General features: G+C 54.7%; 14 protein-coding genes and 1 riboswitch. Of the genes, 10 read left to right on the top strand and 4 right to left on the bottom strand.

Annotation, left to right across the window (positions count from 1 at the left end):
- Positions 1 to 137 precede the first annotated feature (137 nt).
- The 3 genes from AB2B48_RS06055 to AB2B48_RS06045 all read right to left on the bottom strand — a co-directional run bounded on the left by AB2B48_RS06055 (position 138) and on the right by AB2B48_RS06045 (position 1,741).
- Entirely contained in the window at positions 138 to 599 is a 462-nt protein-coding gene (locus AB2B48_RS06055) for a lysozyme inhibitor LprI family protein (protein ID WP_368301113.1), read from the bottom strand.
- Entirely contained in the window at positions 596 to 1,519 is a 924-nt protein-coding gene (locus AB2B48_RS06050) for a peptidoglycan-binding protein (protein WP_368301111.1), read from the bottom strand. Before AB2B48_RS06050 ends, AB2B48_RS06055 begins: the two co-directional genes overlap by 4 nt.
- 63 nt (positions 1,520 to 1,582) lie before the next feature.
- On the bottom strand, positions 1,583 to 1,741 hold the full coding sequence (locus AB2B48_RS06045; RefSeq protein WP_368301110.1) for a helix-turn-helix domain-containing protein: 159 nt from the start codon (positions 1,739 to 1,741) through the stop codon (positions 1,583 to 1,585).
- A gap of 343 nt (positions 1,742 to 2,084) precedes the next feature.
- Between AB2B48_RS06045 and AB2B48_RS06040 the strand changes: the two genes are divergently transcribed.
- The 9 genes from AB2B48_RS06040 to uca all read left to right on the top strand — a co-directional run bounded on the left by AB2B48_RS06040 (position 2,085) and on the right by uca (position 13,887).
- On the top strand, positions 2,085 to 3,095 hold the full coding sequence (locus AB2B48_RS06040) for an iron ABC transporter substrate-binding protein (protein ID WP_368301109.1): 1,011 nt from the start codon (positions 2,085 to 2,087) through the stop codon (positions 3,093 to 3,095).
- A gap of 22 nt (positions 3,096 to 3,117) precedes the next feature.
- Positions 3,118 to 4,692, top strand: a complete 1,575-nt coding sequence (locus tag AB2B48_RS06035) for an ABC transporter permease (RefSeq protein ID WP_368301107.1) — start codon at positions 3,118 to 3,120, stop codon at positions 4,690 to 4,692.
- Position 4,693: 1 nt separating this feature from the next.
- Positions 4,694 to 5,734, top strand: a complete 1,041-nt coding sequence (locus AB2B48_RS06030) for an ABC transporter ATP-binding protein (protein WP_368301105.1) — start codon at positions 4,694 to 4,696, stop codon at positions 5,732 to 5,734.
- Between the two features lie 212 nt (positions 5,735 to 5,946).
- Positions 5,947 to 6,045: riboswitch (guanidine-I (ykkC/yxkD leader) on the top strand.
- Positions 6,046 to 6,102: 57 nt separating this feature from the next.
- Positions 6,103 to 7,161, top strand: a complete 1,059-nt coding sequence (locus AB2B48_RS06025; RefSeq protein WP_368301103.1) for a putative urea ABC transporter substrate-binding protein — start codon at positions 6,103 to 6,105, stop codon at positions 7,159 to 7,161.
- Between the two features lie 17 nt (positions 7,162 to 7,178).
- Positions 7,179 to 7,994 (top strand): ABC transporter permease, encoded by an 816-nt coding sequence (locus AB2B48_RS06020; RefSeq protein WP_185666343.1) that lies wholly within the window; start codon positions 7,179 to 7,181, stop codon positions 7,992 to 7,994.
- Complete coding sequence (locus AB2B48_RS06015; RefSeq protein WP_185666342.1) at positions 7,991 to 8,767, top strand: ABC transporter ATP-binding protein; 777 nt, start codon at positions 7,991 to 7,993, stop codon at positions 8,765 to 8,767. Before AB2B48_RS06020 ends, AB2B48_RS06015 begins: the two co-directional genes overlap by 4 nt.
- Before the next feature lie 4 nt (positions 8,768 to 8,771).
- The gene (locus tag AB2B48_RS06010) at positions 8,772 to 9,488 is read left to right on the top strand and encodes an urea amidolyase associated protein UAAP1 (protein WP_368301102.1); all 717 of its coding nucleotides are present in this window, start codon (positions 8,772 to 8,774) and stop codon (positions 9,486 to 9,488) included.
- Between the two features lie 11 nt (positions 9,489 to 9,499).
- Positions 9,500 to 10,132 carry an urea amidolyase associated protein UAAP2 gene (locus AB2B48_RS06005; protein WP_185666340.1) on the top strand — a complete coding sequence of 211 codons (633 nt, stop codon included), beginning with the start codon at positions 9,500 to 9,502 and terminating at the stop codon, positions 10,130 to 10,132.
- A 152-nt stretch (positions 10,133 to 10,284) separates the two neighbouring features.
- Positions 10,285 to 13,887: an urea carboxylase gene (uca, locus tag AB2B48_RS06000; protein ID WP_368301101.1), complete on the top strand. Its 3,603-nt coding sequence runs from the start codon at positions 10,285 to 10,287 to the stop codon at positions 13,885 to 13,887.
- A gap of 108 nt (positions 13,888 to 13,995) precedes the next feature.
- Here uca and AB2B48_RS05995 read toward each other — a convergent pair whose 3' ends face one another.
- Positions 13,996 to 14,580 carry an NAD(P)H-binding protein gene (locus AB2B48_RS05995; RefSeq protein WP_368301100.1) on the bottom strand — a complete coding sequence of 195 codons (585 nt, stop codon included), beginning with the start codon at positions 14,578 to 14,580 and terminating at the stop codon, positions 13,996 to 13,998.
- A 461-nt stretch (positions 14,581 to 15,041) separates the two neighbouring features.
- Here AB2B48_RS05995 and AB2B48_RS05990 point away from each other — a divergent pair, with 461 nt between their 5' ends.
- Positions 15,042 to 15,527, top strand: a complete 486-nt coding sequence (locus AB2B48_RS05990) for a zinc-binding dehydrogenase (protein WP_368301099.1) — start codon at positions 15,042 to 15,044, stop codon at positions 15,525 to 15,527.
- Positions 15,528 to 15,535: the final 8 nt, after the last annotated feature.

The raw sequence follows: 15,535 nt of genomic DNA, 5'->3' as shown, positions 1-15,535 counted from the left end.
GACATTGCCGATGACCTACTCCCCGTTGATTAATGGGGTCTGAAGCCCAATCGTACGAAAACGTACGTTAAGTACGTTTTTTGAACAGTTTTCGTTATTTATGGGCAAATGATTAGTGTCGAAAGTATCGACGGGATTTAACCATCTGAAAGATCAGGGTGTACCATTCTGATTTCTTCTATGCGCCTTATCCCCATGTTTATCTGGCAACTTAACGCTATTACACCATAACCATCAATTCCCTCAGCCCCGGCGCTGGCTGCCTTACAGTAGTCCTGACGATATTTCAACCATAGTTCCTGACTTCGGATAAAAGCTTCTTTCATTTCTTCCCTTTGTTTTTTTTCTCCCATCCACCACTGGCTATAATCGTAATTTGAAATCTCTTTTAATTTATCCTGATAGGCAGTATTTAATTTTTTTTCTGTTAGTTTACTTACAGCAGAAAAACACTCACTGTCATTATCTTCATGTTTTTCTGCACAGGCGGAAACTTCTTTGTTTTTGACGATACAGTCTAGATTCGATGCAGCATAAGAATTAGCTGCGAAAGATGAAAGTATCGCCCCAAGTATATAAATAGCAAAAAATCTGATCATTTAATTAGACTCCCTATCCTTATTTCATTTCTTCGTCTGTCACCACTTAAAATCGGATCGTTTTTAAGATGCGTTATTATTTCACTTCTGCTTCCACCTCGCGCCATTATTTTCACCATGTCTGGTGCAGTCCTATTTCCCTGATATATGGTATCTACAAAAACATCACGTATTCCTTTATCGATTTTGTACCAGGTGAGAGCATTAGTCACATGGCGTGAATTTCTTGAATATACACCTTGCGCATAATTGAGTTTTTCTCTGTATACAATTTCAAAAAGTCTGATTTGCTGAGTGTGAGTGATCTCACCAATAAGGGGACCATAAACTTTCACAAACTGTCCAGCCTGACGGCCTCTAAGGTGTGATGCTTTCGAACATATAACAGCTTTATATTCCTCAATACCAGCCTGCCTGAGTGTTGAGAATATCTCGCCACTACTGCGACTCCCCATATCGTACCCTCGTCCCAGCGTTACACCTGATGAGAATTTTGGGGGCCAGTGTAATATTCGGGAAAAACTAGGATAACGTTGCTGCCTGAAAGGCTCCACTGCGGTGATATAATCAATTCCTTCTGAATCAAATGTTACTTGTCCCTCACTTACCCGGAGAGAGCCTGATGTATGTTGTGGTCTCCATCCTGGAGAGTTCGCATTTTCCATAGCCTGAATAAAGAAACTATCTGTGGGATGAATAAGTCCGGTAGGGGAAAGTGTCAAAAGACGTTGATACCATATTATCGCCTGATCGGTTTCCAAACCGCATACGCCATTTGCTCTGATGGTTCTTCCCGTAGACAACTGGTATCCTGCACCAATTATCATTTGCTGTATTTTTTTTACGTCATCAGGATTATTGGTTCCACAACTACCAACTGTTCCTTTCAGTCGGTATATTCGTGGTTTATGATATGACATTTATGCCTCCTTTTCGACTGAATTTCAATTCCATCTGGACCATAATGTGAAAAGATATTATTGTCAACCGCCAATGATCGTTGATGTTTTGCTTTTTGATGCATCTATATATTTATAAAGAGTGGGTCTCGATACTCCCATCAATTCACATATCTGTGTGACGGTATGTTTTCTTTCATTATAAAACTTAATAGCCAGAATTTGTTTATCCTTACTTAACACCTTTGGACGTCCCCCTTTTCACTCTCTGGCCCTCGCTGCCAGGGTCCTTTCTCCGTGTCAGGTTTCCCTAAACAGGTTTCCCTAACGTCAGTGAGTATAAGGGCTAGTTCGACTACCGTGGCGAAACAACCCACCATAAACATTTCCTTAAGGATTTCTTAATCTTATCGACCCTCAAGGTTGCAATTCAGGATTTTTATTGCAGCATTCTTATCATTCTCCCTATTTCATACCGTTATGTGATAATTGAAATCATTATCATTACCATCTTCATATTGATGTGCTTTAATCCACTCGCTATGCATTCAGGTGTTATCTACTCATTTCTATAAAGGATTAACGTATGAAGTTTGGTTTCTCATCCCTCTGCTCCATTGCGGTGCTGACCTCATCTGTTTTGTTAACACCGTTCGCCAGCGCGGCGGACAACGGTCTTGTGGTTTATAACGCGCAGCATGAAAACCTGGTGAAATCCTGGGTTGACGGTTTTACCAAAGAGACCGGCATCAAGGTGACGCTGCGTAACGGCGGCGACAGCGAGTTGGGCAACGCGCTGGTGCAGGAGGGCAGTTCATCTCCTGCTGACGTTTTCCTGACTGAAAACTCCCCGGCGATGGTGCTGGTTGATAACGCGAAGCTGTTTGCGCCGCTGGATAAAGCCACCCTGGACCAGGTTGCTCCGGCTTACCGTCCAGAACACGGGCGCTGGATTGGTATCGCGGCGCGTAGCACCGTGTTCGTCTACAACCCGGCTAAGCTGAATGAATCCCAGCTGCCAAAATCGTTAATGGATCTGGCGAAACCTGAGTGGAAAGGGCGCTGGGCCGCGTCTCCATCCGGTGCTGATTTCCAGGCTATCGTCAGCGCAGTGCTGGCGCTGAAAGGTGAGAAAGCGACGCTGGAATGGCTGAAAGGGATGAAAGCTAATTTCGTGGCCTACAAAGGTAACAGCACGGTGCTGAAAGCCGTCAACGCTGGCCAAATTGATGGCGGGGTGATTTATCACTACTACCGTTTTGTTGACCAGGCGAAAACCGGTGAAAACAGCAAAAACACCCAACTGCACTACTTCAAACACCAGGATCCAGGCGCGTTTGTCAGCATTTCCGGTGGCGGCGTACTGGCTTCCAGCAAACATCAGCAGCAGGCACAGGCCTTCGTGAAATACATCACCGGCAAAGCGGGTCAGGACAGCCTGCGCACCAACGATGCGTTTGAATACGCAGTGGGCGTGAATGCCGCCTCCAACCCGAAACTGGTTCCGCTGAAGGATCTGGATGCACCAAAAGTTGAAGCCTCCACGCTCAACAACAAAAAAGTCATTGATTTGATGACGCAAGCTGGCCTTCTTTAATTGATGTAGTGGTGAGTGCCTGATGTCAGTGGTTAATATTACCCACGCGCCGGATCTCCGGCGCAGTGGGGTGCGACGCCGTCCGGCGTTGACGATGATTTTGCTCGCGATACTGTTCGCGCTGTTATCGATGATCCCCCCGGCTTTTGTGGTGGTGATTGGTTTTGACACCGGATGGGACACGGTCAAGGCACTCATTTTCCGCCCGCGTGTTGCTGAACTGCTCAGCAACACGCTGCTGTTGGTGATCATTTCCGTTCCGCTCTGTGTGCTGGTAGGGGTGATGCTTGCCTGGCTCACGGAACGAACCACCCTGGCCGGGCGCCGTATCTGGTCAGTTCTGGCCGTCGCACCGCTGGCGATCCCGGCCTTTGTGCAGAGCTACGCCTGGGTCAGTGCGGTGCCGTCCATTCATGGCCTGGGCGCCGGGGTCTTTCTCTCGGTGCTGGCATACTACCCCTTCATTTATCTTCCGGTCTCTGCGGTAATGCGCCGCCTCGATCCGACACTAGAAGACGTCGCCGCGTCATTAGGCACGCCGCCCTTGGCCGCTTTTTTCCGTATCGTTCTGCCCCAGTTGAAACTGGCTATCTGGGGCGGCGCGTTGCTGGTCACCCTGCATCTGCTGGCGGAATATGGCCTGTACGCGATGATCCGTTTTGATACCTTTACCACCGCCATTTACGATCAGTTCCAGTCGACGTTTAGCGGCCCGGCGGCCAATATGCTGGCGGGCGTGCTGGCACTTTGCTGCCTGATGTTCCTGACGCTTGAAGGGACGACGCGTGGTAAAGCGCGCTATGCTCGTGTGGGTTCAGGTGCGCCGCGCGAACAGCATCGTCTACAGCTGAATTTACCGCTAAGCGTGATAGGGCAGCTTTTCTCGCTAGCGGTGGTAATGCTGGCTCTGGTGGTGCCGTTGGCAGTGCTCTGTCGCTGGTTGTGGCTGGGCGGCATCGAAAACTGGGCTCAGGCCGACCTCTGGCTGTCGTTGCGCCAGACCATCGTGCTGGCCTCCGGCGGTGCGTTGCTCATTATGCTGGCGGGGATCCCGGTGACCTGGCTGACGGTGCGTCACCCGCGTCCGCTGTTCCGCGCGCTTGAGGCGTGCAACTACTTCACCAGCTCGCTGCCGGGGATTGTGGTTGCGTTGTCGTTGGTCACCGTGACCATCCATTATCTGCGTCCGCTTTATCAAACCGAGTTCACGCTGTTTCTGGCCTATCTGCTGATGTTTATGCCGCGTGGGTTGGTGAATCTGCGCGCCGGTATTGCGCAGGCACCGCTGGAACTGGAAAACGTTGCCCGTAGTTTAGGGAAAACCCAGGCCCGCGCCATCTGGGGGATCACCATGCGTCTGGCCGCACCGGGGGCTGCGGCCGGCGGCGCGCTGGTGTTCCTCGGCATTACCAACGAACTCACGGCGACGCTGCTGCTTTCACCGTTGGGTACCAAAACGCTCTCCACCGGATTCTGGGCGCTGACCAGTGAAATTGATTATGTTGCCGCAGCGCCTTACGCACTGTTGATGGTGCTGATCTCGCTGCCGCTGACCGGACTCCTTTACGTGCAGTCGCAAAAATTAGCGGGCCTGTAAGATGATTGAATTAACGAATATCTCCAAAAAATTTGGCCAGATGCCGGTGCTTGAGGATCTGAGCCTGACGGTGATGCCGTCCTCCCGCACGGTGATTGTCGGCCCGTCCGGTTCAGGCAAAACGACCTTGCTGCGTATTCTGGCCGGTTTTGAATCGCCGGACAGCGGGCAGATTGTCCTGAATGGCAAAACGCTGTTTGATGCCAACACCTTTGTGCCTGCGCACCAGCGCGGCATCGGCTTTGTGCCGCAGGAAGGCGGCTTGTTCCCACATATGAAAGTGGCCGATAACATTGCCTACGGCCTGAAGGGGTCAAAAAAGGACAATCAGCGTCGGGTAGCAGAGTTGATGGAGCTGGTCTCCCTCAGCCATGAACTGGCCAATCACTGGCCGCATGAGATCTCCGGCGGGCAGCAGCAGCGTGTTGCGCTCGCGCGCGCTCTGGCGCAGGAGCCGGTATTGATGCTGCTGGATGAGCCGTTCTCTGCGCTGGATACCGGGCTGCGTGCGGCAACGCGCAAAGCCACAGCGGATCTGCTGGATGAGGCCGGGGTGGCGTCGATTCTGGTCACCCACGACCAGCAGGAGGCGCTCTCGTTTGCCAGCCAGATTGCGGTGATTCGCAAGGGTCGTTTCGCCCAGGTTGGGACGCCGATGGCGGTCTATTCGCAACCGGTAGATGAAGCTACGGCGCTGTTTCTCGGCGATGCGCTGATTTTCCCGGCGCGGGTGAGCGGCGGGGTGGCAAACTGCGCGCTGGGCGCGATCCCGGTGGATAACCCACTCACGCGCGGTGAAAAACGCATCATGCTGCGCCCTGAACAGGTTGTCATCGCGCCTTATCTATCCGGCAGCGATCCGGATCAGGCCGTGACCATCGTCGATGTGGATTTCACCGGCCATTTTTCAACGCTAACGCTCGTCTCTCCGGCGTGGTCTGATGTGCTGCAAGTGAAAACGGTCAGTCAGCAAAGATGGCAGGTGAATATGGCCGTAGTGCTGAAGATAGAGGGAAATGCCTGCGTGTTAGGCGATTATTGACGAGTTCTATCCGTGCGTTCGCGTGCCGGGGAATCATTGTTGTTCTGTATAACATCCTCCCGGCACCACCGCAGTGCACCCGCCCCACAAACCCTCCCCAAAATAGTGAATCGGCACTGCTGGAAATCGCTAATCACCTGAAAAACAAGATAATTAAAACCTGGCATACCCCTTGCTTAGATAAATATGAAAGGGCAGCACACACAATTTGACCAATAGCTGGCTAGGGTTCCGGTTCACTTCGGTGAATGACTGGTCCGAGAGCGGGCGACCTCTGAGAGGTTACACGGCGGGACAAAAGCCCGGGAGACAGCAGCACCAGTTGGTGTCGCGCTGCCCCCTAATTTTGTGCCACTCAGAGGTCAAGCATGAAAAAAACGCCATTACTCCGCTCTCTTGTACTGTCGCTGGCAATGCTGGTCAGTCTCCCTACCTTTGCTGCAGTGAAAAAAGAGTTCAACGTCTGCTGGACCATTTACGCCGGGTGGATGCCCTGGGGCACCATCAGCAGTAGCAAAATCATCGATAAATGGGCCAGCAAGTACGGTATCAAAATCAACGTTGTCCAGCTCAACGACTACATCGAATCCATCAACCAGTACACCGCAGGTCAGTTCGACGGCTGCACGATGACCAATATGGATGCGCTCACCATTCCCGCTGCGGGTGGGGTGGATTCCACCGCGTTGATCCTCGGTAGCTACTCGGAAGGCAATGACGGCGTAGTGATGAAGGGCGAGGGCAAAACCCTCAAAGACCTGAAAGGGATGAAGGTCTACCTGCCAGAACTCTCCGTTTCTCACTATTTGCTGGTCCGTGGCCTGGAAAAAGCCGGGCTGGCGGAGAAAGACGTCACCGTGGTGAACACGTCGGATGCTGATATTGTCTCGGCGTTCGGCACCTCTAGCGTACAGGCCGCAGTGGCCTGGAACCCGCAGCTTTCCGTCATCAAAGGCACCCCAAAAACCACCGAAGTGTTCAGCTCTTCGCAGGTGCCGGGCGAGCTTATCGACATGATGGTGGTGAACAGCGAAACCCTGAAGGACAACCCCGCGCTCGGCAAAGCGTTGACCGGCGCATGGTACGAGATGATGGGGCTGATGAAAGCCCAGGATGCTAACGCGCTAAATGCGATGGCCGCCGCCTCCGGTACCGATTTGGCTGGGTATCAGGCACAGCTCAAAACCACCCATCTGTTCTATACGCCGCAGGACAACATTGCCTTTATCAGCTCTCCTGAACTGGCGAAAACCATGCAGCGCGTGGCCGCGTTCTCCTTCGATAAAGGTCTACTGGGTGATGGTGCGCAGAGCGCTGATTTTATCGGCATGAGCTTCCCGGGCAACGTAACCCAAGGCGATGCCCGTAACGTCAAACTGCGCTTTGACGACAGCTTCGTGAAAATGGCCGCTGCCGGCACGCTGTGATAACGGACGGAATTTCCATGCGACAAATTAATCGTCATCCCACTTCTGGTCTGCGGCTGATGCTGGTCATGCTGCCTTTCTTCCTGCTGCTTGCGGCCTACTTTTTTGGCTCTGCAGTGCGGCTGGAAGCGAACCCGCAGGACAAGCTACTGCCGGGTCTACAGCAGATGCTGGACGCGCTATCGCGGATGGCGTTTACCCCGGATAAACGCAGCGGAGAGTATCTGTTTTGGGTCGATACCCTGGTCAGCCTGGCGCGTCTGCTGGTTGGGCTGGCGATTGCCTCACTGCTGGGCCTGTGTATTGGCGTGACCTCCGGCGTGTTCCCGCTGTGGCGCGCGTCGCTGTCACCGCTGATGACGGTGCTGTCGATGATCCCGCCGCTGGCGATATTACCGGTGCTGTTTATCGTTTTCGGGCTGGATGAACTGTCGAAAGTGATGCTGATTGTTATTGGCATCACCCCGATGCTGGCACGCGATCTGGAGCATCGCGCCTGCGAAATCCCGCCGGAGATCCTGATTAAAGCTCAAACGCTGGGCGCCAACAGCTGGACGCTGGTCCTGCGCGTGGTGTTGCCCCAACTGTTATCCCGTCTGCTGACCTCGCTGCGTCTGCTGTTGGGATCGGCATGGTTATTCCTGATTTCGGCCGAGGCGATTTCGTCCACTGCCGGGCTGGGCTACCGCATTTTCCTCGTGCGCCGCTATATGGCCATGGACGTGATTATCCCTTACGTCCTGTGGATAACGCTGCTGGCATGGCTGATGGATCTGGGGCTACGTCAGTTACATAAAACCTGTTTTCCCTGGGCGGAAGGAGGGAAGGCATGAGCTTTATCACTATCAACAATATCTGGCAGGAGTATGGCGACCACGTCGTACTGGAGCGTCTGAACCTGCAGGTCAAAGCGGGCGAGTTCTGCTCGATGGTTGGGGCATCCGGCTGTGGAAAATCGACTTTTCTACGCCTGCTGCTCGGTCAGGAAGCGCCAAGCCGTGGAACGATTACCCTGGATGGTAAGCCGCTTAGCGCCGAGCCGGATAGCAGCCGCGGCGTAGTGTTTCAGCGTTATTCCGTTTTCCCACACCTTAGCGTGCTGGATAACGTCACCATTGGGCTCGAGCTACCGCAATCGCCGCTGTTCGGGCGACTGTTCGGTGCCAAAAAACGTGCGGCGCGCGAACGGGCAGCGGAGATGCTGGAAAAAGTGGGCCTCAGCCATGCGCTGGATAAGTACCCGGCACAGCTTTCCGGCGGCATGCAGCAGCGTTTAGCCATCGCCCAGGCGTTCATTATGCAGCCCCGCGTGCTGCTGCTTGATGAACCCTTTGGCGCACTCGACCCTGGCATCCGCAAAGACATGCATGCGCTGCTGCTGCAACTGTGGAGTGAAACCCGGATGACCGTATTTATGGTCACGCACGATCTTTCCGAAGGCTTCAACCTCGGCACCCGTTTACTGGTGTTCGACAAAGTGCGCATCGACCCGCAGGCACCGAATGCCTTTGGCGCGCGCATTACTTATGACATTCCGCTTAACGAGACGCGACTCTCCGCGCTGAGCGGTACGGCTCCCGACAACGTTTATGCATTAAAAGGGTAACCCTATGAAAACGAACACACCATTGCGCGAAGAGGTTCTGCCAGGCGGTGGACACCTGTCATTCGTGCTCAAACGCGGACAGATCCTACGCATGACGGATATAGACGGCGGGGCAAACGTCAGCCTGCTGATGCTTAACCCGCACCACAAAAGCGAGCGTCTGAACCTGCCCGATACGCTGAAAGGTCAGCACACAGCGCGCCTCACCGCCGGGCACTGTTTTTACTCCGACATGGGCCGCGTGCTGGCCGGGATCACTGCCGATACTAGCGGCTGGCACGACCCGTTTGGCGGCGTACTGACCGCACAGGAAGTGGCGGAAAAATACGGGCAGGGGCGCTACCAGGCGTTGCGGAATGGTTTCTACCGTAACGGCACCGACAACCTGCTGGTCGAGATGGGTAAGTGGGATCTCAACCTTGAGGATCTGCTGATGGTGATCAACTTTTTCAGCAAGGTCACGGTAGATGACCACGGACAGTTTAGCTTCCACAGCGGCCATTCGCAGCCGGGTAGCTATGTCGAGCTGTTTGCGCCGATGGACACGCTGATAGTGATGACCGCGCTTCAACATCCCATGGATCCGTCCCGCGAATATGCGCCGCGCCCGGTGCAGTTGAGCTGGAGACAGGCTGAAGATGAAGACGCTGCTATTAACGCGTTGCTGATGCGACCGGAAAACGAACGCGCCCTTACCAACACCCAACTTTTTGCCCTCTAAGGAGCCACAAGATGACCATAGCCAGCGAGAAACAAGCCCAACACGCCAGCTTCCGCCATGTGATCCCGGCGGGTGAACCTTACCTGTTTGAAGTGAAGAAAGGGCAAACGCTGCGTCTGCTCGATCTGGAAGGCAATCAGGCAGTAGACACGCTGTTCTATAACGCGGATAAACCCCGTGAACGCTACGATGCCCAGCGTACGCTGCGTCGCCAGAATAATGCCTATCTCACCAGCGGCAGCGTGCTCTACTCAAACCTCGGCAACCCGCTGCTGACCATCGTCGCCGACACCTGCGGCCGTCACGATACGCTCGGCGGCGCCTGCGCACAGGAGAGCAATACCGTACGTTATGCTCTCGACAAACGGCACATGCATAGCTGCCGGGATAACTTCCTCTGCGCCTGCCTGCACGACGGCCGCCTGCAAAAGCGCGATATTGGCGCGAATATCAACTTCTTTATGAACGTACCGGTGACGCCCCAGGGCGGGCTGACCTTTGAGGATGGGATCTCCGCGCCGGGTAAATACGTGGAGTTGCGCGCCGAGTGCAACGTCATTGTGCTCATCTCCAACTGCCCACAGTTGAACAACCCCTGCAACGGTTGGAACCCAACGCCTGCCGAGGTGCTGATATGGAACTAACGCCAACTCGCTGGCAACGCCTGCGTCAGGTGATTTATCGCCTGTTTGAAGTCCGTGCCGGACGCCTCCTGCCGTAAACGCCTTTGCCCCCGTGGACGACCATGGGTGAGCCAAATTCCGGCGGGACGACCCGCCACGATTGAGTCTGACCTATGTTGACGACACTCCTGATTGCGAACCGCGGGGCGATTGCCTGCCGCATCCTGCGTACCCTGCGCGCCATGCATCTGCGCGGCGTGGCGGTCTATTCTGAGGCTGATATCAGCAGCCTGCATATCCGTGAGGCGGATGAAGCCTTGAGCCTGGGCGAGGGCCCGGCGGCCAATACTTACCTGGTGATAGACAAACTGATTGCCGCGGCGCAGGCCAGTGGCGCCCAGGCTATTCACCCAGGTTATGGGTTTTTGTCGGAAAATGCGGCGTTTGCGGAAGCCTGTGAAGAAGCAGGGATCGCCTTTGTTGGCCCCACACCGGAACAGCTACGTCTGTTCGGGCTGAAACATACCGCGCGTGCGCTGGCGAAATTGCACGGTGTACCGATGCTGGAAGGCACGGAACTGCTGGCGGATGTGAACGAAGCGCTGAACGCTGCTGAGCAGGTCGGCTATCCGGTGATGCTGAAAAGCACGGCGGGCGGCGGTGGTATCGGCATGCGCGTGTGCTATAGCGCTGAAGAGCTGAACGATGCGTTCGACGCCGTGGTGCGACTGGGGAAAAACAACTTTAGCGACGCGGGCGTGTTTATCGAGAAATACATCGAACGGGCGCGACATCTTGAAGTACAACTGTTTGGCGATGGCAGAGGAGACGTCATTGCTCTCGGTGTGCGCGACTGCTCGGTACAGCGCCGCAACCAGAAAGTGCTGGAAGAGACTCCCGCGCCAAACCTGCCTGCCGGCATGGAAAATGCACTGTGTGAAGCGGCGATTAAGCTGGGTAAAGCGGTCAACTACCGCAGCGCGGGCACCGTCGAATTTGTCTACGACAGCCACGCCGAGCGGTTTTATTTCCTGGAAGTCAACACCCGCCTGCAGGTTGAACACGGCGTAACCGAACAGGTATGGGGCGTCGATCTCGTACGCTGGATGATTGAACTGGCGGCGGGGACGTTGCCCCCGCTGGCGGCATTGCGTGAAACCCTCAAGCCGAATGGTCATGCTATTCAGGCCCGTGTTTATGCTGAAGACCCCGGCCGCCAGTTCCAGCCGTCTCCGGGGCTGCTTACCGAAGTGGTGTTTCCGGCAAACGATCGCCGTACGCTGCGTATCGACAGTTGGGTGGAGTCCGGCTGCGATATTCCGCCGTTTTTTGACCCGATGCTGGCAAAAATCATCGCCTGGCAACCGACGCGCGAAGCCGCTGTTCAGGCGTTGCATACCGCGTTAGGAGAGACCCGTCTTTACGGCGTGGAAACCAACCGCAGCTATCTGCAGCAGATTTTAACCTTCACACCGTTTGTTCGCGGTGAACCCTGGACCCGATGCCTGGAAGGGCTCAACTATCAGGCCTCCACGCTGGAGGTGCTTAACGCGGGTACGCAGACCACGGTGCAGGATTATCCCGGGCGTACAGGATACTGGGCGGTAGGCGTTCCGCCCTCTGGCCCGATGGACAGCCGAGCGCTGCGGCTAGGTAACCGTCTATTGGGCAATGATGAGCGTGCCGCCGCGCTGGAAATCACCCTCAGCGGCCCGACGCTCAAATTTAACTGCGATGCACAACTGGTGGTCACCGGCGCAGAGATTGCGTTAACGTTGGACAACGAGCCACTGATGAATAATCGTGTTTTCACCGTACGGGCGGGCATGACCTTACGCATGGGTGAAATAAGCCATCAGGGTGTACGCAGCTACCTCTGCCTGCGCGGCGGATTCAACGTGCCGGACTATCTGGGCAGCAAAAGCACCTTCACCCTGGGGCAGTTCGGTGGCCACGCCGGACGGGCGCTGCGCACCGGTGACGTGCTGCATATTGCGCCGTTAACCGAACCCGTTCAGGAGAACGAACTGCCATATGCACTACGCACCACGCTGGGTACCGTGCGTGAACTGCGGGTGATCTACGGCCCACACGGCGCGCCGGAGTATTTCACGCCGGGCTACATGGCGACCTTTTTCGCCACCGAATGGGAAGTGCATTTTAACTCCAGCCGGACCGGCGTGCGCCTGATCGGGCCTAAACCGGAGTGGGTCCGTGAGAGCGGCGGCGAGGCGGGTCTGCATCCGTCAAACATTCACGACAACCCGTACGCCATTGGTGCGGTCGATTTTACCGGGGATATGCCGGTGATCCTGGGGCCGGATGGCCCAAGTCTGGGCGGATTTGTCTGTCCGGTGACCATTATTGAGGCCGATTTACCGGCGGTCGGGCAGGTGAAAGCCGGTGATAAAATCCGTTTTGTGCCGGTTGATATCGCCACCGCACGCCGTCTGGCGCAGGCTCAGAAAGCTGAGATCGCTAGCCTCGAACCACAGGAGGTTGTCTGGAAACCTGTTGCCCTTAAGTCACCGGTGGTGCTGGAACAAGGACACGCAGACCAGCGCCTGGTGGCGCGACTCTCCGGTGATACTCACCTGTTGCTGGAGATTGGCGAGCCGGAACTGGATCTGGTGCTGCGTTTTCGCGGGCATGCGTTGATGCAGGCGCTGGAAGAAAAATCACTGTGCGGGATCGTCGATCTCACGCCGGGGATTCGCTCACTGCAAATTCACTATCAGCCGGAAACGCTGAGTCTGGCAACCCTTCTGGAGATAGTTTCCGGGGTATGGCAGGGCGTTTGCGAGCAGGCATCACTGGCGGTGCCATCGCGTATCGTCTGGCTGCCGCTCTCCTGGGACGATCCGGCGTGTCAGAAAGCCATCGATAAATACATGACCACCGTGCGCCGCGATGCGCCATGGTGTCCGAGCAACCTGGAGTTTATTCGTCGTATCAACGATCTGGCAAATATCGATGAAGTCTATAAGACGGTGTTCGACGCCAGCTATCTGGTGATGGGATTAGGGGATGTCTATCTTGGGGCGCCGGTCGCGACGCCGCTCGACCCGCGTCATCGTTTGGTCACCACCAAGTACAACCCGGCCCGAACCTGGACTGCGGAAAACTCGGTGGGAATTGGCGGGGCGTATCTCTGCGTTTATGGCATGGAAGGGCCGGGCGGCTATCAGTTCGTCGGCCGTACGTTGCAGATGTGGAATCGCTATCACGCGGTTGATGATTTTGGTGGTAAGCCGTGGCTGCTGCGCTTTTTTGACCAGATTCGTTTCTACCCGGTCTCTGCCGACGAACTGCTGACCATTCGCCGTGATTTTCCGTTGGGCCGTTATCCGCTGCGTATCGAACATACCACGCTGAATCTGGCGGACTACCAGCGGTTCCTCGCGGATGAAGCTCCTGGCATTGACGCATTCCGCGCCCATCAGCAGGGGGCATTTGACGCAGAGCGCGAGCGTTGGATTGCCAACGGTCAGGCACATTTCGACAGCAGCGACGTGGTGGTGGATGAGGGCGATGATGCGCCGTTGCGGCCAGGACAGGCGGGTATCGACAGCCCGATATCGGGCAATCTGTGGCAGGTCAACGTTGAGGTGGGCAAAACCGTGCGCGAAGGGGACGTGCTGGTGATCCTGGAGTCGATGAAAATGGAGATCCCGTTGGTAGCCTCGCAGGACGGCGTGGTCAGCCAGGTGCGCGTTCAGCCGGGTTCTTCGGTGCGAGCGGGCCAGTGTGTGGTGGTGCTGGAAAAAACGGTTTGATGTCATTCATGCTCTGGCGGCTGGTGAGGCCGCCAGGGCTTCGTGATGAATGACATTGGCGTTCTATCTGAGAAAGGCGTTCGGCAATAGGCCATTTCCACTCTGGTTCTAAATGCGGGCAATGCCCAAACTTTCCCGAAAATAGAGTCCAGGCGTCGTCACCAGTCGATTAATTAAATCGGCAATACTTAATCGGGAAACGTTGCTACCAGAGAAATTCTCCCCTTTATGCGTTAATGCATATTCCACTTCACTTCCGTTTGTAAACCAGGCGGGACGAATCAGCGTATAGTCCAGATCGGATGCTTCAATAACAGCGGCGGATTCCCGGTACGGCGTTAATACGCTACCGTGGTTTTCACCTGGAACTTCATCGTAAATACCCATTGAAGTAATAAAAATCAGCCTGGTCATACCGGTTGATGTCATCGCTTTAACAATGCAGTGCGCCTGTTGTTTCATATTTCCAGATAAATTGGCATAGACCACATCCTGGCCATGCATGGCACCGGTCAGTTGTTCCGCGTTGAGCACATCGCCGTCCACAATCGTCACTCGAGATGGGTCGGGATTGTTTAATCGTTTGGGGTTGCGTAAGTACAGGGTGAGATGAACATCGCTATTATCCAGCAGATAGCGTGTCGCCACCCGCGCCAGGGAACCCGCAGCACCCAAAATCAATACGTTAGTCATTTTGATATCTCTTTCGTCATCAGAATGAGGCAAGTATAAAGTGCGTATTTATCATTGTATGTGGATTAGTTTTGCTTTCAGAATTCAAGAATCTGGAATAATCATTTTCAGGTTAACCAGGGCGAGTACTCAATACCGCAGCTAAGGAATATGAACTCGCCGCTAAACGGGCGAGGGAAGTTGACCAGAATCATCCGCCGTTGGTACGTTGCCTATTGGCAAAACGCCGGATCATTTCTTTTGCCTGTAGCCAGAGAGGCGGGTACGAATCGACGGCGTCTGCAGAAGGAACTACCGTAAATGGCAGGGACCAAAGCTCACCATCTTCAGCCACATCAATCAATAGCGGAGCATCAGTTTTCAGCAGAGGACGGAGCGTTACAAGAGAGCCTTGTTTTAATGGCTTAATCAAATCCGGCGCGCGCCCTGGTGACACCGTTGCCATTCAGGGCATTGGCGGGTTGGGCCATCTTGCGCTGCAATACGCAAAGAAAATGGGATTCCGGGTTGTTGCGGTAGGGCGTGGGGATGACATTGCCCAGGACGTCAAAGAACTTGGCGCTCACATCTATCTGGATACACGCAAGGTCAATGCGGTTGAAGAGCTGAAAAAGATGGGACGTGCGCAGGTTATTATCACCACGATTACGGATAGCGCGGCTGCGTCTGAATTGATCAAAGCGCTGGCACCGGCGGGAAAATTTATGGTTGTGGGTGCCGGCAAAGATCCACTCACAATTGCACCTGGACAGATGGTGGGTAATGAAATTGCGATTGAAGGGGCAATAACCGGCACGCCATATGAAGTGGAAAAAACTCTCGACTTCAGTCTGTTGACCGATGTGCGCGCACGCGTTGAAACAATGCCTCTTGAGAAAGCCAATGAGGCTTATCAGCGAGTGATGTCAGGAGATGTGAAATTCCGTATGGTCCTGACCATGCGATAATGACCAAT

The sequence above is a fragment of the Kluyvera sichuanensis genome (genome assembly GCF_040930405.1).
Classification (GTDB): domain Bacteria; phylum Pseudomonadota; class Gammaproteobacteria; order Enterobacterales; family Enterobacteriaceae; genus Kluyvera; species Kluyvera sichuanensis.
Note: the sequence above shows the minus strand (reverse complement) of the source record. Positions and strands in the feature narration are given on the sequence as shown.

Bases quoted from the DNA above. Each gene is read 5' to 3' on its own strand.
- AB2B48_RS06055 (WP_368301113.1), bottom strand. From the start codon at position 599: ATGATCAGATTTTTTGCTATTTATATACTTGGGGCGATACTTTCATCT.
- AB2B48_RS06050 (WP_368301111.1), bottom strand. From the start codon at position 1,519: ATGTCATATCATAAACCACGAATATACCGACTGAAAGGAACAGTTGGT.
- AB2B48_RS06040 (WP_368301109.1), top strand. From the start codon at position 2,085: ATGAAGTTTGGTTTCTCATCCCTCTGCTCCATTGCGGTGCTGACCTCA.
- AB2B48_RS06035 (WP_368301107.1), top strand. From the start codon at position 3,118: ATGTCAGTGGTTAATATTACCCACGCGCCGGATCTCCGGCGCAGTGGG.
- AB2B48_RS06030 (WP_368301105.1), top strand. From the start codon at position 4,694: ATGATTGAATTAACGAATATCTCCAAAAAATTTGGCCAGATGCCGGTG.
- AB2B48_RS06025 (WP_368301103.1), top strand. From the start codon at position 6,103: ATGAAAAAAACGCCATTACTCCGCTCTCTTGTACTGTCGCTGGCAATG.
- AB2B48_RS06020 (WP_185666343.1), top strand. From the start codon at position 7,179: ATGCGACAAATTAATCGTCATCCCACTTCTGGTCTGCGGCTGATGCTG.
- AB2B48_RS06015 (WP_185666342.1), top strand. From the start codon at position 7,991: ATGAGCTTTATCACTATCAACAATATCTGGCAGGAGTATGGCGACCAC.
- AB2B48_RS06010 (WP_368301102.1), top strand. From the start codon at position 8,772: ATGAAAACGAACACACCATTGCGCGAAGAGGTTCTGCCAGGCGGTGGA.
- AB2B48_RS06005 (WP_185666340.1), top strand. From the start codon at position 9,500: ATGACCATAGCCAGCGAGAAACAAGCCCAACACGCCAGCTTCCGCCAT.
- uca (WP_368301101.1), top strand. From the start codon at position 10,285: ATGTTGACGACACTCCTGATTGCGAACCGCGGGGCGATTGCCTGCCGC.
- AB2B48_RS05995 (WP_368301100.1), bottom strand. From the start codon at position 14,580: ATGACTAACGTATTGATTTTGGGTGCTGCGGGTTCCCTGGCGCGGGTG.